Genomic DNA, 24,029 nt, shown 5'->3' on the forward strand with positions numbered 1-24,029 from the left:
ATAGGACTACTTGTAATTTTACCTTGTATTCTTTATTTATGAAGATGTTTTTAAAGTATTAAGTACCTTCATCATCTTTGAGTTTTCTCCAAAACTTAAATTCTTTATCTTTTGTCAGCAGAAACCGTAGATTATTCAACTGTATTTTTATCTTATCTATCGTGTTTTACTTTTTAGATATTCCTCTATATCTTTCCTATGGAACAAGACTTTTCCGTTCCTTGTCTTTTGTATGTATTTTAAGCCTTCTACTCTGTAACGGTCAAGGGTTCTTTCGCTGATATTGAATTCTTCTGATACTTCTTTCTTAGTCAGGTACTCCTTTTTTTTCGGGGATATTCTGGACTTGCCGAATTATCTCTTCAAGCTCTTTTATCCTTTTCTGCTGACTGATGTATTTTTTAAGCAGAAGCTTAAACCTCCTGTCTTCTTTTTCCATGGCTTCTCTTTATTATTCCCAGTAACAGCAATAGCTGTTTATCGGGATTCTTTACATCTTTTAATTATTGAAATATCTTCAGGAATAATAAAATTTCCACCATGGTTTCTTATTATTTTTATAGAAAGGTAAATATTTTTTATAAACTGTTTCAAGTAAACTATCGTCGTACATTAAACTCTTTGCATCAATATTATACTCGAAAGGAATCCATAAATCATCTGCTTCTGTAGATGCAAATTCATAAAAAAGTCCTGTAATAATATTATCTTCTGATATTTTCATTTCACCCAAACCATATAAGGAGATTTGTTCAGAATCCCAATGACTACCTTTAGAATCAATAACAGTCAAATGGGTTTTGTTATATAAAATAATTCTTCCGTCAATAGATTTTAGATAATTAATGTAATCTCCTCCAAATATTTCAATAGGCTTCGGTTCATCAGGATTCATTATAAAACACTGACCTCCAGAAATAATTAATAAACTAGGTATATCTAATTCAAAAATTTCATAAAAATCAGTTCGTCCTAATTCAAAATTAGCAACCCAGCTATCACCTTCTGATTTATAAAAGCGGACTGGAAATCCTTCAGAATAAAAAGGTGTCCCTTGCTCTGAAATAGGAATATACATTGGACCATAGGCAGGCAATGATTTTAATATTTCAAATTTTTTATTTTTCATATCTAATAAACAAATTTAACTAAAAATAGTTTTCTTTTTTAATAAATAAAAAAGCGACAGTCTTGTCGCTTATATTGAATGTATTTGGTTATTAATTATTTTCTCAAAGATAACCGTAACTTTTCTTCTTCAATTACCTTTTCCTTCCTCCTTTGGTCTGTATTCTTCTAATAAAGGATTTTCGAGCTACGAAACTTTAGCTAATGAGTATGAATTGAACCAGGTACAATACTGGAGGGTAGAGACGGGGCAGAATATTACCATGAAAACGCTTTTAAAAATCCTGTCTATCCAGGAGTTTTTCAAGGATTTTTAGTTTTTTACTTATTTTTCTGCTGTTTATTTTACTTTTTCGTTTTTCAATCTCTTTTTTCAATTTATCTAAAAATTCAAATTCGGATTCTGGGATTAAGCTTTTTGCTAAATCCAATAGGCTGTAAATATCCATATCGGTATGGTAGTGTATATCTTCTTCTTTGGCTACTAAAGCACTATGGCAAACCCTTAGTATGGATAGAAGAGAATAACCCAAGTGCTTGTAGCTTTCAATTTCAGCTATAAAATCGTATTGTTTGTTTTTATTTTTTTCAAGGATACTTAGATAATTTTCCGCCTCTTGCAGGAAATATTATATCAATATAAAAAGGGGAGACTAAAAAGGAAATAAATTCAGTGAATCCTATCTAACTATGGTAAACCCGACCATGAGACTCAAACATAAAAAACCTCTGTAGTACTCAATTACAGAGGTTTTTTTTATTTTCACTGAGTTGGTTATGTTCTCAATCTTGTGATCGCGAAAGGATTCGAACCTTTGACCGTCTGCTTAGAAGGCAGATGCTCTATCCAGCTGAGCTACGCGACCCCTTTCTGATGATTTATCAAGTCGGGGTGACAGGACTCGAACCTGCGACCCTCTGGTCCCAAACCAGATGCGCTACCACCTGCGCTACACCCCGAATTTACCTTGTGTGTTTATGCGGAGAGTGTGGGATTCGAACCCACGCGACAGTTTCCTGTCGACAGTTTAGCAAACTGCTCCGTTAACCACTCCGGCAACTCTCCAAATTTAGTTTGCATTCGAACTAATTTGGAGTGCAAAAGTAATAGTAAGATTTTACTTATGCAAGTATTTTTTTAAAATTTTTAACTTATATTTATTTCTCTGTTTTTTAACTTTGTTATACTTATTTAAATATATGATACAATTAATAAAATGCAATTTATTGTGCCTTACACTCTTATTATTAATAAGTTGCGGTTCACAAAAAAAAATCATTGTTGATACCAAGATAATACGAGATACCGTATATATCTCAAATACAAATCCGAAATATCATTTCATCACAGAAGCGAATCTTCCGGGATATGTTATTTCTAAAGAAAATTTCCCATCAGTTGCATTTAATGAAAGAGTCAAATTTTTGGTTTTACATTATACCGTATCCGATTATCCTATCTCTGTTAAAATATTAGCGAAAAAAGGAGAGGTAAGCTCTCATTATTTGATTACAGACCAGCCCAATGACACCATTGATATATTAGTAAGCGAAGATAAACGTGCTTGGCATGCAGGAGTAAGCGCCTGGAACGGAACAGAAAATCTTAATGACACTTCTATCGGTATTGAAATAGTAAATAAAGGATACATTAAAGTAAAAGATTCTTTAATTTTTACCCCATTTCCTAGTTATCAGATAGAGAAAGTTGCGGCATTGTCAAAAAATATTATCGACCGGTATGAAATTGATCCGGTAAATGTAGTGGGACATAGCGATATTGCTCCGTTAAGAAAACAAGATCCCGGCCCTCTATTCCCTTGGAAAGAACTTTATACTCAATACGGCATTGGTGCGTGGTATGAAGAATATGATAAAGAATATTTTCTGTCTCAATACATTCCTGATACTTATCCGTACAGCTCTCCCCTTGAATTTCAAAAAGCCCTACAAAAATACGGATATAAGTTGAACCTTTCCGGAGAATGGGACAAAAACACCTTTCTTACTGTTAGAGCTTTTCAATGGCATTTCAGACCGGAAAAAGCAGACGGAATTGTAGATGCTGAAACTTGGGCAATTTTACAAGCTCTCATTAAAAAATATCGCTCAAAAAAATAAATAAATTTAATTTTATCAAAAAAATAAATTCATGTCACATAAATCAGGATTTGTCAGCATTGTAGGAAAACCCAATGTAGGAAAATCCACTTTGATAAATACACTAATCGGAGAAAAACTATCCATCGTTACCCCTAAAGTACAAACAACTCGCCATAGGGTTTTTGGAATTTGGAACGATGAAAATACGCAAATTATCTTTTCCGACACTCCGGGAATTATACAAAATCCTGCTTATGAACTACAGGAAAAAATGAACGATTTTGTAAAAGAATCTTTTGATGATGCAGATGTGATTCTTTTTATAACCGAATTTGGAGAAGAAAAAAATCCTTCGGAATTTTTAATTAAAAAATTAAATTCAGTAAAAGTTCCCGTCATCGTGCTACTAAATAAAGTAGACAAGGCAAAAGAGGCTTCTCAAATCTCAAATAGTGTAGAATTCTGGCATAATCAATTGCCCAATGCTGAAATCCTTCCTATATCAGCTTTACATTCATTAAACACGGAGTTAATTCTCCCAAAAATTAAAGGCATGTTACCGGAAATGCCTCCTTATTATGATAAAGAGCAATTTACAACATTATCCGAGCGTTTTTTTGTAAATGAAACCGTTCGTGAAAAAATATTACTCAACTATCAAAAAGAAATTCCCTATTCCGTAGAAGTCGTTACTGAAAGTTTTAAGGAAGAAGATCATCTGATTCGTATTGAATCTACAATTTATGTTGAAAGAAATACGCAAAAAGGGATTCTAATCGGTCATAAAGGACAAAAAATACAAAAAGTAGGTACAGAAGCACGTTTGGATTTAGAGAAGTTTTTTAATAAAAAAATTTATTTAAATCTTTATGTTAAAGTTAAAAAAGATTGGAGATCGAATGATCGCGATTTAAAAAATTTCGGATATGTTACTGGATGATATATTTTATTATCCATAATTATATTTTTCCATCTAAAATAATCTCTTGCCATTGTTTTTGCCCTGATTTTTTCAACTGTTATTGTTACCTTTGTCGAAACTTGAAGAAATTACAATGAATAAATATATAAAACTTGTTATTGCAGCCATCATAATCGGATTCGGAATTTATCTAATGTTTAATCGTCAGATTGGATTCGGAATTTTAATGGTATTTCTTTCAGCCATTCCCATTATATTATTTTTCAGAAATGAATATATCTTACTAGCATTTTGGAAACTGCGTAAACAAGACCTTGTAGGAGCACGTTCATGGCTCGATAAAGTTACCAATATAAAAAGTCAATTGGTTAGAAAACAGTACGGATATTATAACTATCTTATGGGTATTACAGAAGCTCAGGGAAATCCTGCCAAAGCTGAGAATTATATGAAAACGGCATTGGATTACGGATTAAGTTTTAAACACGACCGGGCATTGGCTACTTTAAATTTAGCTGCAGGAGCTATGGTGAGAGGAAACAAAAATGAAGCAGATCGCCTCCTTAATGAAGCAAAAAGGTTGGATTCTTCTAATATGCTGGGAGATCAAATTAAAATGATGAAGGAACAACTAAAAAGGGTAAATGTTTCTAAAAGTTCCATGATTAATCCCAATGTAAGGAATAATCGATCTAAGTTTATGAGATAAAAATAAAATTTCACCTTATGAAAGTTACATTATTTAATATGATGTTACTTACTGTCTGTTCGCTAAATTCTCAAATAGTTACCTATAACCATTATTATCATTTAGAGGGGAAAATAGGGAGCCATCCTGTAAATATGGAACTAATTTGTAACCAGGATGACAGTAAGTGCTTTGCTAACTATTACTATCTCTCGCAAAATGCCCCTATTTACTTAGTTAAGGATAATAATTCACAAAACTTCAGTCTTTCCACTGAAGAAAACCAAGATTCTAATGTAGCAAAAGAATTATTTTCCGGAACCTTTAATGGTAAGAATTATATAGGAAAATGGAAAAAAGAATCGTCCTCACTAAATTTTGAACTGAAAAACACCAACAATGGGGAAGCTACGGATGTTTCTCATTTATATGCGGCGGATTTTATACCTGTTATATCAGACACTATTGTATGGTCTATGGTTTTTAACTGGTTTGTACCTAGTAAAGTTAACTTGCAAAAGGAACTCATTCAACTTTCTTATCCTAAGTATACAAAATTCGAATCTTTTACAAAGAAAGCAATTTCTGACTTTAAATCTGATTATAAATTAAATGTAGAAGCTGTTCTAAATGAAAATGATCCTACTGACCTAAATTTATATTCACTTATTAATGAGCATTATAGCTATATATATCCTATCATCAATAATTCTAATTATTATGTTACAGTTTTATCTACTTATGATTATGAAGGAGGAGCTCATGGTATTTTTGAAAAAGTATTCTTTACTTATGATAAAAAATCAAAAAAATGGCTTAGTATAGATAATGTATTGGATTTAACTCATGAAAAAGAAATTAATCAAGTTTTAGATAGGGAAGCTAGAAGAAAGTATAATATTCCGGCTAATGTAAAATTATATGAGCCGGAATATTCTATTTTTATTTCTGACTCTATTTCTTATTCTAAAAATTTTACTTTAAGTGACAAAGGGATTACATTTCACTATAACATATATGAATTAACTCCTTATTCTTACGGATATTTTTCTTTATTTGTGTCTTATACGGAGTTAAAACCTTATTTAAATAAAAAATTCACTTATCATAAAGGATAATCCCCCTATCAAGATAAATTTTATGAAGATAAAATAAAAAAACTGTTTATTAAAAAACAGTCTTTTTCTATCTTTATTTATTATTGATTCATGGTTAACAAGAATTCTTCATTGGTAAGAGATCGTTCTAATCTCGTTTTCAAGAATTCCATGGCTTCCAATGGATTCATATCTGCAAGATGATTTCTTAATATCCACATTCTTTGCTGCGAAACCTGATCTAACAAAAGATCATCGCGACGTGTAGAAGACGAAACCAAATCAATGGCCGGATAAATACGTTTATTGGCGATTTTCCTATCCAGCTGGAGCTCCATATTTCCTGTTCCTTTAAATTCTTCGAAGATAACTTCATCCATTTTAGAACCTGTGTCAATCAATGCGGTTGCAATGATGGTCAAAGAACCTCCCCCTTCTATATTTCTAGCAGCACCGAAGAAACGTTTAGGCTTATGCAGAGCATTAGCATCCACTCCTCCCGACAATACTTTTCCTGATGCAGGAGATACCGTATTATAAGCACGAGCCAATCGGGTAATAGAATCTAACAGTATTACCACATCATGCCCACATTCAACCATTCTTTGGGCCTTAGATAGGACAATATTAGCTACTTTCACGTGTTTTTCCGCAGATTCATCGAAGGTAGAAGCTATAACTTCCCCTTTCACGCTTCTCTGCATATCGGTAACTTCTTCCGGACGTTCATCAATCAACAAGACAATCATATAGACTTCTGGGTGATTAATTGAAATTACATTGGCAATATCTTTTAATAAAATCGTTTTACCTGTTTTAGGTTGGGCTACGATCATACCCCTCTGCCCTTTACCAATCGGAGAGAATAAATCTACCACACGAGTCGATAAAGTGGCTCCTGTTCCTGCCAATTTAAATTTTTCTTCAGGAAATAAAGGAGTTAAATGTTCAAAAGAAACTCTATCTCTTACAAATAAAGGATCTCTTCCGTTAATTTCTATAATTTTTACCAGAGGAAAAAACTTTTCACCTTCTTTAGGAGGACGAACTTCACCGGTAACGGTATCTCCCGTCTTAAGCCCGAAAAGCTTAATCTGGGAAGGTGAAACATATACATCATCTGGAGAAGAAAGATAATTAAAATCCGAAGAACGTAAAAAACCATAGCCGTCCTGTGTGATTTCCAATACTCCTTCTGTTTTTATAATTCCTTCAAATTCATAATCAGAAGAACGGTATTTATTCCCGTTTGTATGCTGTTTGTTTGTGTATTCGTTTTTAGCATTATTTTTTTTCTGATTTTGAAAATTATTTTTAGGCTCATCATCAAAAAACTTTTTATCATCCTTGGTTGCTGTAGTTTTTTGAAAATGTGTACTATCAGCACTTTTTCTTAATATCACCTGTGGTTTCCTATATACAGGAATATCTACCTTAAAATCTTCATCATTTTCCGAAGTTTCTTTACCATTCACATCTGTCAAATCCTCAACATTAGGGGAACTTTTCTCTATTTCCTCATCTTTAGGAAATATGGTTTCTCTCTGCTGTTTAGCAGGTATTCTCTTTCGTTGTCTTTTTTCCGTTATAACGGGTTCTTTTTCGGTAGAAGTTACCGAATTACTGAGGTTAATTTGATTATTTTGATGAGCTAAAATTAATTCAATTAATTCTGATTTTTTTAATCCTGAACTTTTAATTTTTAATTCATTAGCAACAGACTGCAAATCAGCCACTTTCATTGCTTTAAGCTTTTGTTCCTCAAACATAGGTTATGTTTAGTATGATTTAAAATTACTCGAAAATTTCGTAAAATATTGATTTTGATTATTTTATAAAAGAATAAAGTAGTAACTTTATGAAAAATAATGCACTAATCTTTAGTAGATTATTCAGCAATATTACAAAAAATTTTATTAAAACGCTAATTTTTTATACATTTGCTTTTAAAAAAGCGAAATCTTGATCCAACGAATTCAAAGCATATATCTATCAGCAGCCGGTTTTATCGGTTTTATTGTCGGATATTTAATTGATTTTATTCCTAATGAATTAACAGATATGATACTTTTATTCAGTATCGGTCTCTTGGCTTTTATTTCGCTCTTCTGCTTTAAAAGCAGAAATGTACAGAAAAAAATTAATTATATAAATATAATTATAAACTTAGTGTTGATCGGTTTTATGGTTTATGATTTGCTAAATTCATCTGGAGAAAGTATTTCGCTTTCTGAGAAAGGTGTTGAGCTACTCGTCCCGGTTCTGCTGATTATTCTGCTTGCCATGGCAAATAAGTACATCAATAAGGATGAAAAGCTCATAAAATCAGTAGATAGATTCCGTTAAAACTCATAACAACTTTTAATGAGTGCAAGAGTCGTTTTTATAATAAAACGACTCTTATTTTTTGTAACACTACCAATAAAACAGGCAAGCCAGAACAGGTTTCCATCCAAAAACGCGTAAAGAAGAACAAATCCTTCTCCCCCATAAGAACTACCATACCTATTGCCGACAAACAAGTTATTACCCATGCCCAGACGTATTGCATATCTATTTGATTGTAAAAGGACAAAATAAACAATAGTGCAGATAAACTTAGACAAATGCAAGATATGCCTTTGCTCGTACGTATCCCTAACCATTTAGGTAAGGTAATTATTGCATCGGTATGCATATCACAAATATCGAAAGGAATAGTTATCCCGATAATAAATAAATAAATAAGTATAAACGCCGTGAAATCATTAGCATCCCACTCGTTTCCAATCCATAAGACTGTATATGCCCAAGCAAAGGCAATAAGAAAAATTTTTAATAAAGGAACATTTCGGAGCGATACTTTTACAAAGTCCGATTTATACATGATGACGATACTTCCAACAAGCAAAATATGAATAAATTGTCGTATATCTTTTTCTTGATATAGTAGACATACCACTAACAATAAGCATATGAAAACCAGGTAGAAAGATGTTTTTTTAAACCGATTTTCTGCCCATGAGCTTTGATAACAGATAAAATTATAGGCTGATAATGTTAATAAAAAAACAATTCCTATTCTATTGTAGTGTATAGAATGATGTAAGAATCCGAAAAATAAACATAATAAAGAAATCATGAGTGAAACCCAACATTGGTTTTTTATAAAAAACCTATACTTATTTTTATTCATCTCATGTCATTGTCAGCGGTTAACCTTCAATTCTTTTAGGATTATTTTTAACGAAAGAGCTCCATCCTGTATAAGATTTAGTGTCATTTCCAGAAGCTTTGGTTCCACTATTTAAAAAGTGGCAAACTGCTAAAGCCAATCCATCGGAAGCATCCAAATATTTTGTTGGAAAATCTTTTAAATTCAACAAAGTTTTTAACATCCCTGCTACTTGTTCTTTGGATGCATTTCCGTTTCCAGTGATTGACATTTTTACCTTTTTGGGAAAGTATTCTGTAATGGGGATTTCTCTCAATAAACCTGCCGCCATAGCTACACCCTGCGCTCTTCCCAACTTTAGCATTGACTGTACATTTTTTGCATAAAAAGGTTCTTCAATAGCTAATTCATCGGGATGATAGGTATCAATGAGAGATAAGGTTTTATCAAATATTCTTTTCAGCTTTAGCGCATGTGATTCAACCTTTTTAAGAATCAATTCATCAATGCATATCAATGTCATTTTGTTGCCTACCACCTTAATTATTCCAAATCCCATTACATTAGTACCTGGATCGATCCCAATAATAATTCTTTCCGTCAAAATGTGTAAAATAAATGGTGCTTATATACTTTTTAAATATGCTTTCCAGCCCTCCTCCTGATATTTTTTAGCTGATTTTTGAGGGTCTAGAGCCCCGTAAATTCCTCTTCCTACAATGATAAAATCTGTATGATATTCAGAGAAAACTTTCTCAGGAGTATTAAATTGCTGCCCTTTTTCATCTCCGGATTCGGTTAAATTAACCCCTGGGGTAAATAACAATAAAGAGGCCGGTAATTTGGATTGGGCTACACATCCTATCACATTAGTTATTTTATTGGAAATCTCTACTGCTTTAGTTTTATAATTTTCATCAGTTAACGTTCCTTTTGAAGACATTTCCGCTATGGTTACCACTCCTGTCGATTCTCCAAAAACTTCTAAACTTGCTTCACCTGCTATTACATGTGAGGTTATTAGATCCGCCCATTCAGATATTTTATAGATTCCGCCGCTAAACTGCATCTGTTGCGTATTTCCAATATCTGCGAATTTTCTATCTTCAAATAGTAAGAAATTTTTGGCCGCCGATATCTTCTTTAATTCATGAATAAAATTTTCAGAAAAATCTGAAATTATATCTGTATGTAATTTAATGGCTACTAGATATTCTCCAATTTTATCTGCCAAATTCAAAATTTCTTGTGCTTTACTGATATCCAATGAGGCAATTAAATTCGTCTTTTTGGATAAAGCTATTTCAATTAACTTTTTAGAAACTGGATGTTTTTGCATTTCCAATTTTTGCTCATATGTCAATCGAGGTATGCTAACTTGTACCTTGGGTTTTTCCTTAATAAAATCTTTTATTTTTATTACCTGAGATTGGTTTAAAAATTCGTGATTGTAAAGGATATCAATAACATCCTCTATACTGAATAAGGTATGCACTTGGTAGCCTTTATTTTCTAATAATTCTTTTCCTCCTTGCTGTCTATCAAGAACAACCACTATGTCTTTTACTTTTAACCCTTCTTTTTCAACTTCTTCAATAGTTTCAAGCAAGCTTTTGCCGCTAGTTATTACATCTTCTACCAATATACAATATTGACCTTGAGCAAAAATTCCTTCCAACATTTTCTTTGTACCATAATTTTTACTCTCTTTTCTTTTTATAATTAATGGGATATTAGAATCTAAAGACATTGCTGTTGCCATAGGTAAAGCTGCATAGGGAACTCCGCATATAAGTTCATGTCTACAGTCTTTTATCATTCCCAGCAACAATTGCGATAACTCCTTTAATAATACAGGGCTTGAGGCTAAGGGACGTAAATCTACGTAAAAAGGAGAAAGGATCCCGCTTTTTAATGTAAACTCACCAAACTTAATTATTCCCAATTCATAGGACTTGAGTAAAAATTTTTCTTTGTTAATCATCTTTATTTTGATTTAAGCAAAGGTAATAAATTAATAATTTTCAATGTTTGTGAAAAGATAAGCGAAATTAAATTCATACTATATTTAACACCTTAGTAACAACCATAGAAATGAGCAATCTCTACTTTTTTGATGATACTCCTTTAAGTTCAAATCCTCTTTTGCTGGCAAACGATTTTTGTGCTTCTATGATTTTATTATCAATTTCATTTAATTTTACTTCATTTTTATCCATGTTTTCAAGAGCCTTTTCAAATTGATCTTTTGTCAATTTTTCATCTTGTGTAAATCCTTTTACTGAATTCACCATATTTTTAATATACTCTACAGTTAAATTTTTAAAATCATCACCCTCCTTGGGTGTATTATACTTATTTATCTGCTTAATTAGTTCTTCCATTTCTTTTATTGTTACTTTCCCTTTTTCCGTAACAATGATAAAATTATCATTATCTGAGTACTGATCAGCCAACGCGTAGAATCTTGTATATTCTCTGTCTGCTTTATTTAGATTTTCTATTAAATTATCATTGAATTTTCCAGGATTGGGTCCACAAGATGATAAGGTAAATAAAACTATAAACAATAATAAAATTCTTAATTTTCGCATAAACAATTTATTTTTAATCAAATATAGAAAAACTTAACTCTTTTTGAGTCAAACTTATATAAATATAAAAGATAAAATGAAATTATTCTTTTTTAGTAAATTTATATACATTTGTAGGCTATGAGAAATCGTTGGTTAATTTTACCTCAACCTGAATCTAATAAAGCGCATGAATTGGCTGAGGAACTCGGATTTCCAAAGGAAATTACCAGTTTACTTTTACAACGAGGTGTTTCTACTTTTGAAGAAACTAAAACCTTTTTTAAACCTTCGCTTGATCATCTTCATGATCCTTTTCTTTTAAAGGATATGAATGTAGCTGTTAAAAGAATTGAACAAGCTATAAATAATGATGAAAAGATACTTATCTATGGGGACTATGATGTAGACGGAACTACATCTGTATCAATGATGTATCTTTTCCTAAACTCAATTTACAAAAATATCGATTTTTATATACCAGATCGATACGAAGAGGGCTATGGAATATCGTACCAGGGCATTGATTTTGCCTATGCTCATGGATTTTCATTAATTATAGCTTTGGACTGCGGCATAAAGGAAAAGAATAAGATTTCTTATGCTAATGAAAAAAATATCGATTTTATTATCTGTGATCATCATTTACCGGATGAGGATTTACCGGATGCGGTTGCTATTTTAGATCCTCAAAGGTCTGATTGTAATTATCCCTATAAGTTTTTAAGTGGTTGCGGGGTTGGCTTTAAACTTATACAAGCATTATCAGTAAAAAGACAAATAGCCTCTGAAAAAATATATCCATATTTAGATTTAGTTGCTATCAGTATTGCTGCCGATATAGTTCCTATAACCGGAGAAAATCGGATTTTAACAGCTTTCGGAATAAAACAATTATTAGAAAAACCCAGAGTAGGGCTCAAGGTTTTTTTACCAAAAGAAACTCGAGAAGCTTTCTCGGTCAGTAATATTGTATTCGGTATAGCACCGAAAATTAATGCGGCAGGAAGAATCAGTCATGCTAGTAATGCAGTAAAACTTCTAATTACTACCAATGATATTGAAGCCAGGAAAATTTATACTCAAATCAATGAACTCAATAATGAACGTCGGGAACTTGATGCGAACATTACTTCCGAAGCAATTCAAGAAATTATAAAAACGGGACAGACCAATACTTATTCTACTGTAGTTTTTAATCGCAATTGGCATAAAGGAGTCATTGGTATTGTTGCGTCCAGACTTATTGAAGAATATTACAGGCCTACTTTGGTATTTACTGAAGGTAAAAATAAAGACCTTGTTGCTTCGGCAAGAAGCGTTACCGGATTTGATATTTATAAAACTCTTGAGAGAACCTCTGAATATCTGGAGCAATTTGGGGGACATATGTATGCTGCCGGTCTTTCCATAAAAAAAGAGAATTTTCTACCATTTAAAGAAAAATTTGAATCGGTTGTTAAAGAAACTATTAAGGAAAGCCAAAGAACTCCTACCATTGAAATTGACCAAGAAATTTTGTTGTCAAGCATTAATAGGCGTTTCTTTAAACTAATCAGCTATTTTGCTCCTTTTGGTCCGGCTAACTTACGTCCGGTTTTTCTTGCCAAAAATGTACATTTTGCCGGAGATTATACTCTTATGGGGAAAGATCGTTCTCATTTAAAAATTATTGTTTTTCAAGATACTATCAAAAATTCTTTTGAAGCTATTGCTTTCAAAATGGGACATCTTTTATCAAAATTTGAAAAATATCCTTTTGATATGGTTTTTACCTTATATGAAAATTATTGGCAAGGCAAGACTTTTTATCAGCTACAAATTAAAGATGTTAAATTTTATGAGGATTAACTACCTTTGAAGAATGAAAGTAGGTTTATTTTTCGGGTCATTCAATCCCATTCATATCGGGCACTTAATTATTGCAAATTACATAATTGAATATTCCGATCTTACTAATATTTGGTTTATTGTTACCCCTCAAAATCCTTTTAAACAAAAGTCTACTTTACTGAAAGACCACCACAGACTTGAAATGGTAAATCTTGCCATTGAAAAATATCCTGATTTCAGGTCCTCCAATATTGAATTTTCATTACCTAAACCCTCCTATACTATCGATACTTTGGTTGTCCTCAAGGAAAAGTATCCATCTTACGATTTTGTTTTGTTAATGGGAGAAGATAACCTTACTACTTTCCATAAATGGAAAAATTATGATCAAATTCTAAAATATCATTCTATATTGGTTTATCCACGTATGGATAGCACACAAAAAGAAATTGCCATTAGTCATCCCAACATACATAAAATCCCTGCTCCTATCATTGAAATATCATCAACATTAATACGGTCAATGATTAAAGAAAATAAAAATGTACGTCCTATGCTTCCTCCGGAGGTATTTCATTACATTGACGGAAGTAATCTTTACAAATAATTACTTTTTTGTAATTTTGCAAGTTGTTTTTGCAATAAATTATAATTAAATGAAAGAATTTATGAACGAGGAGTTAAAATCCGGGCTTTCATTACCTATTATGGAGCATTTTTATACCATTCAGGGAGAAGGAAGACATACAGGTACTGCTGCTTACTTCATCAGGATTGGTGGTTGTGATGTAGGATGCCATTGGTGTGATGTAAAAGAAAGTTGGAATCCGAGCATTCATCCAGTTAGTTCAGTTGAGGAAATTGCCAAAATGGCTGCTTCTAAATCTAAAACTATCGTATTGACCGGTGGGGAACCTCTCATGTGGAATCTAGAGCCATTAACTGCCATACTTAAAAATTTAGGATGCACCATACATATTGAGACTTCAGGGGCTTACAATTTATCAGGGCATATTGATTGGATCTGCCTTTCTCCTAAGAAAACTTCCTTGCCTCTAGAAGGAGTTTATGCTAAAGCAAATGAATTAAAAGTAATTATTTACAATAATCATGATTTTATCTTTGCGGAAGAACAAGCTTCAAAGACTAATAATAACGCTATACTATATTTACAACCGGAATGGAGTAATAGGGATAAAATGACTACTAAAATCATTGATTATGTAATGAGAAATCCTAAATGGCATATTTCATTACAAACCCACAAATATTTAAATATACCCTAACTCAATTTTTTATATAAGTAATGCTGTAGAACTTACAATAACCACTCTATATCTTTTTCCGGGTTAAACCTATGTATTCCTGTTGAGAGTCATATAGAAAAACCTTTGCTTTTACACTTATAAAAAAGCAATCAACATTCTTATATAGAAATCATTCCAAAAATTCATATCATTCGTTATATTATACAGTTTTTTTGCTATTTTAATAATCAAAATAAGATTTCACCAAGAATCTATTCATTTGTATATAATTTTTTTTTATTCTTCAATAAAAAAGAATTATAAATTATTTAAATCCAATCCTTGAATTATTAATACTTTTGAAAAGTAAAAGTGAAACAATAATCTAATAAACAAAAAAGTAATTATGTCTATAGTAGGTAAAAAATTTCCAAACATTTCAATAGATGCCATGGACCACATGGGGGATGATTTAAAAATTAACATTTTTGAGGAGGCGACTAAAAAAAATAAAAAAGTTTTATTATTCTGGTATCCTAAAGATTTTACTTTCGTTTGTCCTACTGAATTACATGCTTTTCAACAAGCACTACCTGAATTTGAAAAAAGAAATACAATCGTTATAGGTGCCTCATGCGATACTAATGAAGTTCATTTTGCTTGGTTAAATACTCCAAAAGATAATGGAGGCATAGAAGGGATTACATACCCTTTATTAGCAGATAGTACTCGCAATCTTTCCAATATTTTAGGAATTTTAGATATCGAATCTTCTGAGTATGATGAAGATTATGAAACAGTTATTTTAAAAGGTTCTAATGTAGCCTACAGAGCGACATTCTTAATTGACGAGGAAGGTAAAGTTTTTCACGAAAGTATCAACGACATGCCACTGGGAAGAAATGTACAAGAATACTTACGTCTTATTGACGCTTATACACACGTTCAAAAATTCGGCGAAGTTTGTCCAGCTAACTGGGAAGAAGGAAAAGATGCTATGAACGCTAATCGTAAAGGCGTATCAGAATACTTATCCTCTCATTAATTAATAAAAAAAATAAAGAAAATGGTAAAAGAATTAGAACAAGATAATTTAAGTGATATTATAAAAGAATCTCCTGTAGTTTTGGTTCAGTATGCTGCCTCTTGGTGTGGAAACTGTAAAATTATGAAGCCAAAATTTAAAAAATTGGGGGAAGAAAACAGCACGATTCCGTTTTTGATTGTAGATGCGGAAAAATTCCCTGAATCTCGAAAATTAGCAAATGTAACCAACTTGCCTACTTTTGCTTCTTTTAAAGACGGAAAATTAGTGAATCAAATACAGACTAATAAATTAGAACCTTTACAAGTGTTAGTAAATGAAGTTACCAATAATTAAACATCTTACTCAATTCATTGTAAATAATGATGAAGATTATATCAATGAAACTATTGAAACTTTAGAACATTTAACAGAAGCTCCGGGTATAAAAGATGAAGAATTAGATGTTTTAGGAGAAGTAATATCTAATATGTATGGAGCTATTGAAGTGGCTAAATTAATGAATGAAGGTATGGATGAAAAAGATGCTTTAAACGCATTTATGAAACGAGTACTAGGGTCAATAGATAAATAAACCTAAATTTTTTTTAATTCATTATAAAAATCCTTGCAAAATGCTATTGCAAGGATTTTATATTTAAAAAAAGACAGTATATGCTAAATATTATTTTCATATTTCATGTTGAAACCGTAATTTCGTAAATTAAAATAAATTAAATTTACGAATAAATGGCTATTCTTGGACAAATAAGAAAAAGAAACGGATTATTAATAGGTTTTGTTGCTGTAGCATTATTGTTATTTTTATTGGGAGGAATTGATTGGAGCCGGCTGGGCAAAAAAGACCCCAATGTTTTTGGAAAAGTAAATAAAGAAGCTATTTCCCGACAGGAATATTATAGTCAATTACGTTTTTTATCTTTTCAATACCAAGGTCGATATCCGGAAAATTTACTTGAAGGACAAGTTTGGAATTCATTAATTGAGAATAAATTAATTGAACAAAAATTTAATTCATCCGGCTTACTATTAACTGATAAAATGATATGGGATATTGCTAAATCTTCACCAATATTTAACAGCCCTCAATTTAAAGATAAAAACGGAAACATCAATATTAAGCTTATTCAGGATGAATTCGAAAAAATGGAAGAAAATCAAAATGCATCCCCTGAATTTAGGGAATATTTCCAAAACATGATGACTCTGAAGAAAAATTTCGGTTATCAGGCAATGAGTAAAGAATATTTTGGAGCTTACGGTTCCGCAATGTTAACAAACAACAAGGAAATTGAAACTTTAGCGCAAAACCAATCAAATATAGCCAACATAGAGTTTGTTAAAATTGATTATGATGCTTACCAAAAAACAAATCCGATGAAGGTTTCTGACGATGATTTAAAAGCCTATATTGAAAAACATAAATCTTTATTTAAAATTGATGAAAATAGAACCATAGATTATGTGTTTTTTTCTGCAAAACCTACTCCTTCGGATGAAAATAATACTCTCAATTCTTTAAATGCCTTATTGTCTAAATCTATTGTTGAAGGAGATACCATTCAAGCATTCAGTTCCGTAAAAAACGATTCTCTTTATATAAGTGAGCTTAATACGGCACAAATAGCTGACAGACCATTTATCTCACAATACAGAAGTGAAAAACAATTACCTCGATTTATACAAAGTTGGGTTAAAAATGCTTCAATAGGTCAAATTTCAACGGCATACAAAGACGATGGATACTTTATTATATCCAAGTTAATTGGTAAAAAAAATACAGACTCCCTAACGGTAAAAAATATATTGATAAGCTATACAGGAGCTCAGCAAATTCAGCCAAAAACGGCTAGAAATAAAGAGCAAGCTAAAAAGCAAGCAGAAGAATTAGCTGCTAAATTAAATGCAAATCCTAATGATTTTTCAACACTAGTTAATCAATCAGATGATCCGAGCATTTCATCAAATAATGGAGTAATGAAATTAACTACTTCCCAAGATTTTTCTGCTTCTTCTAAAAAATTACAACGTTTCTTAGAATCTTCTCCTTCCAATAAAGCAGAAGTTATTGAAACTCCGCAAGGATACTTAGTTCTAATGATCACTCAAAGAAAACCAGATGAAATTGTCTATAAATTAGCAGATCTAGCAAAGAAAATAGAACCTTCTAATGCAACTATTGAGGCGGCTCGAAAACAATCTACCAATTTTATACAATCAATTCAAGGAAAATCTTCTAAAGAATTCATTGAACTTGCAAAAAAATCTAATTACAAACCTCAACAGCAAAGAGGAATCTTACGTTTTGGTTCTATGATAAATGGATTAAATACAGATAAAGACTCCGATATAATTGCTTGGGCTTTTGATTCCAAACGAAAACTCGGAGATTCTGAAACATTTACTACTAGCGATCAAAGCTATATAGTAGCTAGAGTTTCTTCTTTATTCAGTAAAGGCTTAGCAGATCCTTCTTTGGTTAGAGATGAAATCGAAACGGTAGTAAGAAACGAAAAGCTGGGAAAAGCTATCGCTGAAAAAATAAATAAGGACAACAAATCATTGGAAAATTTAGCCGTTGATTTTAAAACCACCAAAGGTAGTGCTTCTTTAAGTTTCGATAATCCGTCAATCAACGGGGAATTTGAACCAAAAGTAGGAGGAGCTGCTTTTGGTTTAAAACAAGGAGCTCAATCTAAAGCTATTGAAGGAAAAAACGGAGTGTATGTAATCATCACTAAATCGATTACAAAAGGTCAAATCGGAGATAAGAAACAATTAAAAACTTCATTGATGAATCAATATGCACAACAAATGCCTTCTTTATTTTTAAGATCCTTATATCAAGATGCTGATATTACTGATTATAGGGGAATATTGCTAAATCAACAACAGAAATAATTATATTTATTTATAAATATCTAAAAGCATACTAATTAAGTATGCTTTTTTTATTTTTATAATTATATAAAATTAAAATTAATAATCTTTAAAAATATTTTTAGGTAATTCACGTATCCATGCATTCGCTAAAAAAAGTCTATATGCATCGTCACGTCTAATTTATTGTTTGAAAAATTTTAAAAATATTCAGAAGAGGTTTTTAAAAAATATAAAACAGCTTTATAAACATCATATTAAGTAACAATTTTTCTATATGAATGAAAACTGCCTCTTTTATTAAAAATAAAAGAGGCAATTTTCAATTATAGTGAACAACTAAAATTTTATCGATTTAACAATTTTGCTGCTTCTTTTGCAAAATAAGTTGAAATTAGACTGGCTCCGGCTCTTTTTATACATGTCAAACTTTCAATGATTATTTTATCATTATCCAGCCATCCATTTTTTGCAGCGGCCTTAATCATCGCATATTCTCCACTAACCTGAAATACGGAAATTGGAACATCAACGATTTGACTTAATTTTGAAACAATATCTAAATAAGGAAGCCCAGGCTTTACCATAATAATGTCAGCTCCTTCTTCTATATCTCTCAACGCCTCATTTATAGCTTCTTTACTATTAGCGTAATCCATCTGATATGTTTTTTTATCTCCAAATCCTGGAGCACTATTTAATGCATCTCTAAAAGGTCCGTAATAGGAACTTGCATATTTTGCCGCATAGCTCATAATTCCTACTTCATGAAATCCATTTTCTTCTAGAGCTTCTCTAATAGCAGCTACCCTTCCGTCCATCATATCGCTAGGGGCTATAAAATCTGCACCCACCTCCGCGTGGCTAAGACTCATCTTAACTAATGCATCTACAGTGGCATCATTAACTATCTTTCCGTCTTCAACAATTCCATCATGTCCGTAAATAGAATAAGGATCTAAGGCCACATCAGGCATGATTACCATTTCCGGAATCGCATCTTTTATGGCCCTGATTGAGTTTTGCATCAATCCATTTTTATTCCAAGCTTCTTTACCGGTATTATCTTTCAGATTTTCACTGATTTTTACATAAATATTTATAGCTTTTACCCCCAAAGACCATAATTCTTTTACTTCTTTAACTGTAAGATCTAATGACCGGCGGAATATTCCGGGCATAGATGATATTTCTTCTTTTACATTTTCTCCTTCTGCAATGAATATAGGCATGATAAAATCATCTGTGGTTAGAAAAGTTTCTTTCACTAAATCTCTCACAGCTTGTGACGCTCTTAACCTTCTATTTCTATTATATAGTATCATCGTTATTTATTGTTTTTATGTTTTCAAAATTTAATTCGTCAGAAAATTATCATACTAAATCAGTTATTAAATTCTCATTAAAGAAATCATTTGATAAGTTTTTGAAATAATTATACATTTATATTGAGATGAAGTATTTCAATTTCTTAATAAAAGTAACATTCGACATCAAAGTAGTATCTACTACATTTTTATGCCACTTCTATCTGCAAAATATTCAGCGAATTTTCTAATTTCTTCTGCTATTTCTTCTTCATCTGTTGCCTTTTGATAGGAATCTCCTAAAGAAAGCAATACCTGATGAAAAAAACGTTTCATTTCATCTACAGGCATTTCCTTTGTCCACAGATCAATCCTCAAAGCTTCTTTAGTTTTGTCATCCCACACAGACAACAAAATAGCTTTACTTTCAGCTCCGATTATACCGCCATCTGGCGCTGCCCAAACGATTTTTTCAGGGATATGATTTTCATCTAACTGTATATTTAAATTGATCTCTGTTTCTTTCATTCTTTTCGATATATAAATCTTATATTTATTTTTTTACTTTTTTATCTTCATAGACCTCATCATCAAGAGGATTGGGCTTATATTTGGCTTTTGCAAAAATTTGTTCGTGATTAGTATCTTTTATAAATTCTTGCAAACTAACTTTATCATTTTCTATTAAATATTTTCTGCAAATTTGCCATCCTGTCCAACAGCCAATTTGTCCCGGACTTTGAGAATCAATTTCCGTATAAAATTTAGAAAATGGCGCTAATGATAGGAATCGATCAGAAAGGGAAATATCATCACTGAAAACATAGCCATTTTCAATAAAATAATTCCATATTTCGTATTTATTTTCTTTTGCCCAATTCATTTGATCTTCAGTATAACCGATTTTGTAACAATCTTTTACTTCAGGAAGGAAGGCATCTTCTAAAATTAATATTTTACCTTGATAAATCATTTGCGAAACAAACGATTGGCTATCAGTTTCTCTGGGAATGAGCCTCATTTCTTTTATTAATTCTTTTGCAGCTTTTGATGAAAAGTATTCCATACTCATAGTCCTTTGTATGTACCTATCGATCTGCATCATATCATAATATTTATTCTTATACCCTAAAAAGCAATCGGTAGCAATAAGCAAATAATTATTTTGGGGAATATAAGTGATTGGATTCAAATAATCGGATGTAAAAGAGGAATATAAGAATACTTTAGGCTCTTTAAAATTCGGATAATAAAACTTTATATGCTTAAAAAGATCCTTGAGTTCTGTTTTGATCTTATCATTTGGAACATTTTTCCTTATTTCTGCATAAATATTAAGCTCTGTACTATCTCTTCTATCTTTTTCAAATCTTGAATCCGGAGTATTTTGACTCAGATAAAATGGATATTTTTTTCTGATATCGGCTACGGTTAGTTTTAAATTATAAAAATCACTAGCAATATCGCTCATATCAATTTCTACCTGCACTTTACTTACATCTGCTTTCCATCTTTTGTTTAAAGTATCTTTATCATTTTTTTGGGTACAGCCCAGTATTGCCAATAATACCGTCAGATATTTAATAAACTTCATTATCTTTACACTTGGTTTTAAATATATAAATTTACGCGCAAAGATACAATATTATGAAAACAACAAAGGTAATTTCCTATATTGTTAATTGGTTAAACGATTATCTGAAAAATAGTGGTGCAAAAGGATTAGTGATTGGGGTATCTGGAGGGATAGATTCCGCAGTAGTATCTACTTTAGCCGCTAAAACCGGCAGCCCGGTTTTATTATTAGAAATGCCTATTCATCAACCTGAAGATCAGGTTACTCGCGCAAGAGAACATATAAAATTCTTAACCGAACAATTTGGAAATGTTGCCGGAATAACCATAAATCTTACTTCTTCTTTTGAAGCTCTAAAATATGATTTACATGCTGACGAATCTCATGAAAAAAATAATCTTTCTTTAGCCAATACACGTTCTCGCCTTCGTATGACGGCATTATATTATTATGCCGGAATTAACAACTATTTGGTTTGTGGGACGGGTAATAAAATAGAGGATTTCGGTATAGGTTTCTTTACCAAATATGGAGATGGTGGAGTTGACATTAGCCCCATTGCTGATTTATTAAAAAGTCAGGTTTTTGAAATCGCTAAAGAATTAAAAATTTCCGAATCAATTCAAAAAGCTAAACCCACAGATGGCCTTTGGACTGACGACCGTTCAGATGAAGATCAAATAGGAGCCTCCTATCCGGAATTGGAATGGGCTATGAAAGCACATGAAGACCATAAGGCTTCTGACTTTTCAGGAAGACAACGCGAAGTTTTTGATATTTATGAAAGGTTGAATAAACTTGCCCAACATAAGATAGAACCTATTCCTGTTTGTGTAATACCTAAAGAATTACTGGAATAATTCTCTATAAAATTTCTATAGTTTAATAAGATAACAATAAATCTTTTACAAATAAATTACTTATAATTAATCATGGTAAATTAATTTATATAAATTTCCAATTAACATAGAAAATTAAATTATTTTCATACTATTAATGATATTTTTATCATTTTATTTTATAATATAATCTTTAAATACTAAGTCATAAAGCCTGTAAATTATCCAAAAAGTATTAAAAATTAATAATTTATTTTTCTATAATTCATTCAATTATTATTTTTGTTTTAGAAATTAAACTTGATTATGGGACGCGCATTTGAATATAGAAAAGCTTCAAAATTAGCTAGATGGGACAAAATGGCCAAACAATTCAGCCGCATAGGGAAAGAAATTGCAATAGCTGTTAAAGCCGGAGGTCCTAATCCTGAATCTAACCCGGCGCTTCGTCGTTGTCTACTGAATGCCAAAGGAGCCAATATGCCTAAAGACAACGTAGAAAGAGCTATAAAAAAGGCTTCCGGAGCAGATGCAGAACAATACGATGAAATAACTTATGAAGGGTATGGCCCCGGAGGAATTGCTATTTTTTTGGAATGTACAACCAATAATCCTACCCGTACTGTAGCTAACGTACGAGCAATATTTAATAAATTTGATGGCAACCTAGGAAAAAATGGGGAATTAACTTTTTTATTTGATCGAAAAGGAATTTTCACCCTAGATAAATCATCTCTCACCATGGATTGGGATAGTTTTGAACTGGAAATGATCGATGCAGGTGCTGAAGAAATTGAAGAAGATGATAATGAAGTAATCATTACTTCTTCCTTTGAAGATTTTGGTTCTATCAATCATAAATTTGAGGAATTGGGTATTGAACCTAAAAGTGCAGAACTACAAAGATTACCTAATACTACGAAATCACTTCCATTGGAACAAGCTCAAACTATATTAAAAATGCTTGAAAAATTTGAAGATGATGATGATGTTCAACAAGTATTTCATAATATGGAAATTACTGAAGAGCTACAGAATGCAATAAATTAGAATTTTACATATATAAAGATTGAAAGTTTCTTATGTCTATAAGAAACTTTCTTTTTTTATCCTATATATTTTAATATTATTCATAACACCTTAAATATTCAATTATATAGTAAGGTTTCATATTTGAAATCTTAAACAAATATGTCCTATATACTTTTTTATTTTCTATTCGTTTTTGCCAATTTTTTTTCAACCCATAGGGTTGCAAACGGGAAAAATGCCGACATAAGCACAAAAACAAAATCTTCATCATCCCATTTATAGATTTTTCTAACCCTAAAGGATAAAATAATATAAACTGTAAAAAATAAACCGTGTATCATTCCAACCGGTATCATTAATAGGGTGTTTTGTAAAAAGTATTTCAGAGGCATGGCAACCAAAAAAAGCAAAAAACAACTTACACATTCTGCATAACAAGCTATATTAAAATACTTTTCTAATTTAATTTTGCGCATTTGTTTATATTTATTTACAAAAATAGCACTTTCTTAAGATAAATTATTCAATTAAAAATAAGATAAAATATTGTTTTAATTAGTTATTTTTGTATGAAAATCCAACTATAATACTATTTCATATTTTTT

The 24,029-nt window shown here is 31.3% G+C and carries 27 protein-coding genes and 3 tRNA genes; 14 read left to right on the forward strand and 16 right to left on the reverse strand.

The genetic code is table 11. The features are described from left to right. Positions 1–156: 156 nt before the first annotated feature. The 7 genes from Q0T35_RS11105 to Q0T35_RS02755 all read right to left on the reverse strand — a co-directional run bounded on the left by Q0T35_RS11105 (position 157) and on the right by Q0T35_RS02755 (position 2,194). Positions 157–339 (reverse strand): helix-turn-helix domain-containing protein, encoded by a 183-nt coding sequence (locus Q0T35_RS11105; protein ID WP_366937723.1) that lies wholly within the window; start codon positions 337–339, stop codon positions 157–159. Further along, positions 308–439 carry a hypothetical protein gene (locus Q0T35_RS02730; RefSeq protein WP_295808954.1) on the reverse strand — a complete coding sequence of 44 codons (132 nt, stop codon included), beginning with the start codon at positions 437–439 and terminating at the stop codon, positions 308–310. Before Q0T35_RS02730 ends, Q0T35_RS11105 begins: the two co-directional genes overlap by 32 nt. A gap of 78 nt (positions 440–517) precedes the next feature. Continuing rightward, positions 518–1,129, reverse strand: coding sequence for a hypothetical protein (locus Q0T35_RS02735; protein WP_295808955.1), 612 nt, complete (start codon positions 1,127–1,129; stop codon positions 518–520). Between the two features lie 274 nt (positions 1,130–1,403). Then, the gene (locus Q0T35_RS02740) at positions 1,404–1,661 is read right to left on the reverse strand and encodes a hypothetical protein (RefSeq protein ID WP_295808957.1); all 258 of its coding nucleotides are present in this window, start codon (positions 1,659–1,661) and stop codon (positions 1,404–1,406) included. 259 nt (positions 1,662–1,920) lie between these two features. After that, positions 1,921–1,994: transfer RNA gene (locus Q0T35_RS02745), tRNA-Arg, on the reverse strand. A 21-nt stretch (positions 1,995–2,015) separates the two neighbouring features. Further along, positions 2,016–2,088 (reverse strand) — tRNA-Pro (locus Q0T35_RS02750). Between the two features lie 21 nt (positions 2,089–2,109). Next, positions 2,110–2,194, reverse strand: a tRNA-Ser gene (locus Q0T35_RS02755). A gap of 134 nt (positions 2,195–2,328) precedes the next feature. Here Q0T35_RS02755 and Q0T35_RS02760 point away from each other — a divergent pair. The 4 genes from Q0T35_RS02760 (at position 2,329) to Q0T35_RS02775 (ending at position 5,959) form a co-directional block, all read left to right on the forward strand. After that, on the forward strand, positions 2,329–3,249 hold the full coding sequence (locus Q0T35_RS02760) for an N-acetylmuramoyl-L-alanine amidase (RefSeq protein ID WP_293917562.1): 921 nt from the start codon (positions 2,329–2,331) through the stop codon (positions 3,247–3,249). Between the two features lie 31 nt (positions 3,250–3,280). Beyond that, on the forward strand, positions 3,281–4,171 hold the full coding sequence (gene era / locus Q0T35_RS02765; protein WP_293917564.1) for a GTPase Era: 891 nt from the start codon (positions 3,281–3,283) through the stop codon (positions 4,169–4,171). A 115-nt stretch (positions 4,172–4,286) separates the two neighbouring features. Beyond that, positions 4,287–4,862: a DUF2892 domain-containing protein gene (locus tag Q0T35_RS02770; protein WP_293917566.1), complete on the forward strand. Its 576-nt coding sequence runs from the start codon at positions 4,287–4,289 to the stop codon at positions 4,860–4,862. Between the two features lie 17 nt (positions 4,863–4,879). After that, a complete protein-coding gene (locus tag Q0T35_RS02775; protein ID WP_295840881.1) occupies positions 4,880–5,959 on the forward strand; it encodes an RsiV family protein in 1,080 nt (359 codons plus the stop codon). An 80-nt stretch (positions 5,960–6,039) separates the two neighbouring features. On the opposite strand, the gene rho is transcribed toward Q0T35_RS02775, so the two are convergent. Continuing rightward, on the reverse strand, positions 6,040–7,707 hold the full coding sequence (gene rho / locus Q0T35_RS02780) for a transcription termination factor Rho (RefSeq protein WP_293917571.1): 1,668 nt from the start codon (positions 7,705–7,707) through the stop codon (positions 6,040–6,042). Positions 7,708–7,900: 193 nt separating this feature from the next. Between rho and Q0T35_RS02785 the strand changes: the two genes are divergently transcribed. Next, positions 7,901–8,284 (forward strand): DUF4293 family protein, encoded by a 384-nt coding sequence (locus tag Q0T35_RS02785; RefSeq protein WP_293917573.1) that lies wholly within the window; start codon positions 7,901–7,903, stop codon positions 8,282–8,284. Between the two features lie 37 nt (positions 8,285–8,321). On the opposite strand, the gene Q0T35_RS02790 is transcribed toward Q0T35_RS02785, so the two are convergent. From Q0T35_RS02790 to Q0T35_RS02805, 4 genes are all read right to left on the reverse strand, one after another. Further along, a complete protein-coding gene (locus Q0T35_RS02790; protein ID WP_295840883.1) occupies positions 8,322–9,059 on the reverse strand; it encodes a hypothetical protein in 738 nt (245 codons plus the stop codon). A gap of 73 nt (positions 9,060–9,132) precedes the next feature. Then, entirely contained in the window at positions 9,133–9,699 is a 567-nt protein-coding gene (ruvC, locus tag Q0T35_RS02795) for a crossover junction endodeoxyribonuclease RuvC (RefSeq protein WP_293917620.1), read from the reverse strand. A gap of 18 nt (positions 9,700–9,717) precedes the next feature. Then, positions 9,718–11,076 (reverse strand): orotidine-5'-phosphate decarboxylase, encoded by a 1,359-nt coding sequence (pyrF, locus tag Q0T35_RS02800; RefSeq protein ID WP_295808972.1) that lies wholly within the window; start codon positions 11,074–11,076, stop codon positions 9,718–9,720. 121 nt (positions 11,077–11,197) lie between these two features. Beyond that, positions 11,198–11,686, reverse strand: coding sequence for a hypothetical protein (locus Q0T35_RS02805; protein ID WP_295840885.1), 489 nt, complete (start codon positions 11,684–11,686; stop codon positions 11,198–11,200). A gap of 120 nt (positions 11,687–11,806) precedes the next feature. Here Q0T35_RS02805 and recJ point away from each other — a divergent pair, with 120 nt between their 5' ends. From recJ to Q0T35_RS02840, 7 genes are all read left to right on the forward strand, one after another. Beyond that, entirely contained in the window at positions 11,807–13,516 is a 1,710-nt protein-coding gene (gene recJ, locus Q0T35_RS02810; protein ID WP_293917582.1) for a single-stranded-DNA-specific exonuclease RecJ, read from the forward strand. A 13-nt stretch (positions 13,517–13,529) separates the two neighbouring features. Further along, on the forward strand, positions 13,530–14,105 hold the full coding sequence (gene nadD / locus Q0T35_RS02815; RefSeq protein ID WP_293917584.1) for a nicotinate (nicotinamide) nucleotide adenylyltransferase: 576 nt from the start codon (positions 13,530–13,532) through the stop codon (positions 14,103–14,105). Positions 14,106–14,154: 49 nt separating this feature from the next. Next, on the forward strand, positions 14,155–14,784 hold the full coding sequence (locus Q0T35_RS02820; RefSeq protein ID WP_293917586.1) for a 7-carboxy-7-deazaguanine synthase QueE: 630 nt from the start codon (positions 14,155–14,157) through the stop codon (positions 14,782–14,784). 367 nt (positions 14,785–15,151) lie between these two features. After that, positions 15,152–15,790, forward strand: coding sequence for a peroxiredoxin (locus tag Q0T35_RS02825; RefSeq protein ID WP_295840886.1), 639 nt, complete (start codon positions 15,152–15,154; stop codon positions 15,788–15,790). A 21-nt stretch (positions 15,791–15,811) separates the two neighbouring features. After that, positions 15,812–16,126 (forward strand): thioredoxin family protein, encoded by a 315-nt coding sequence (locus tag Q0T35_RS02830; protein ID WP_293917590.1) that lies wholly within the window; start codon positions 15,812–15,814, stop codon positions 16,124–16,126. Continuing rightward, positions 16,107–16,364, forward strand: a complete 258-nt coding sequence (locus Q0T35_RS02835; RefSeq protein WP_295808977.1) for a hypothetical protein — start codon at positions 16,107–16,109, stop codon at positions 16,362–16,364. The genes Q0T35_RS02830 and Q0T35_RS02835 overlap by 20 nt, the downstream gene beginning before the upstream one ends. Before the next feature lie 155 nt (positions 16,365–16,519). After that, positions 16,520–18,691, forward strand: coding sequence for a SurA N-terminal domain-containing protein (locus tag Q0T35_RS02840; RefSeq protein ID WP_295808979.1), 2,172 nt, complete (start codon positions 16,520–16,522; stop codon positions 18,689–18,691). A gap of 326 nt (positions 18,692–19,017) precedes the next feature. Here the strand turns inward: Q0T35_RS02840 and hemB are convergent, their stop codons facing one another. From hemB to Q0T35_RS02855, 3 genes are all read right to left on the reverse strand, one after another. Then, positions 19,018–19,995 carry a porphobilinogen synthase gene (gene hemB / locus Q0T35_RS02845; RefSeq protein WP_295840887.1) on the reverse strand — a complete coding sequence of 326 codons (978 nt, stop codon included), beginning with the start codon at positions 19,993–19,995 and terminating at the stop codon, positions 19,018–19,020. A gap of 183 nt (positions 19,996–20,178) precedes the next feature. Next, complete coding sequence (gene gldC, locus Q0T35_RS02850; protein ID WP_293917598.1) at positions 20,179–20,505, reverse strand: gliding motility protein GldC; 327 nt, start codon at positions 20,503–20,505, stop codon at positions 20,179–20,181. 25 nt (positions 20,506–20,530) lie between these two features. After that, positions 20,531–21,571 (reverse strand): hypothetical protein, encoded by a 1,041-nt coding sequence (locus Q0T35_RS02855; protein WP_295840888.1) that lies wholly within the window; start codon positions 21,569–21,571, stop codon positions 20,531–20,533. Positions 21,572–21,624: 53 nt separating this feature from the next. Between Q0T35_RS02855 and nadE the strand changes: the two genes are divergently transcribed. Continuing rightward, positions 21,625–22,413 (forward strand): NAD(+) synthase, encoded by a 789-nt coding sequence (gene nadE / locus Q0T35_RS02860; protein WP_295840889.1) that lies wholly within the window; start codon positions 21,625–21,627, stop codon positions 22,411–22,413. A 285-nt stretch (positions 22,414–22,698) separates the two neighbouring features. Next, positions 22,699–23,442, forward strand: coding sequence for a YebC/PmpR family DNA-binding transcriptional regulator (locus Q0T35_RS02865; protein ID WP_293917605.1), 744 nt, complete (start codon positions 22,699–22,701; stop codon positions 23,440–23,442). A gap of 158 nt (positions 23,443–23,600) precedes the next feature. Here the strand turns inward: Q0T35_RS02865 and Q0T35_RS02870 are convergent, their stop codons facing one another. After that, complete coding sequence (locus tag Q0T35_RS02870) at positions 23,601–23,900, reverse strand: DUF3817 domain-containing protein (protein ID WP_293917607.1); 300 nt, start codon at positions 23,898–23,900, stop codon at positions 23,601–23,603. Positions 23,901–24,029 lie beyond the last annotated feature (129 nt).

The sequence above is a fragment of the uncultured Apibacter sp. genome, assembly GCF_946479295.1.
GTDB lineage: Bacteria > Bacteroidota > Bacteroidia > Flavobacteriales > Weeksellaceae > Apibacter.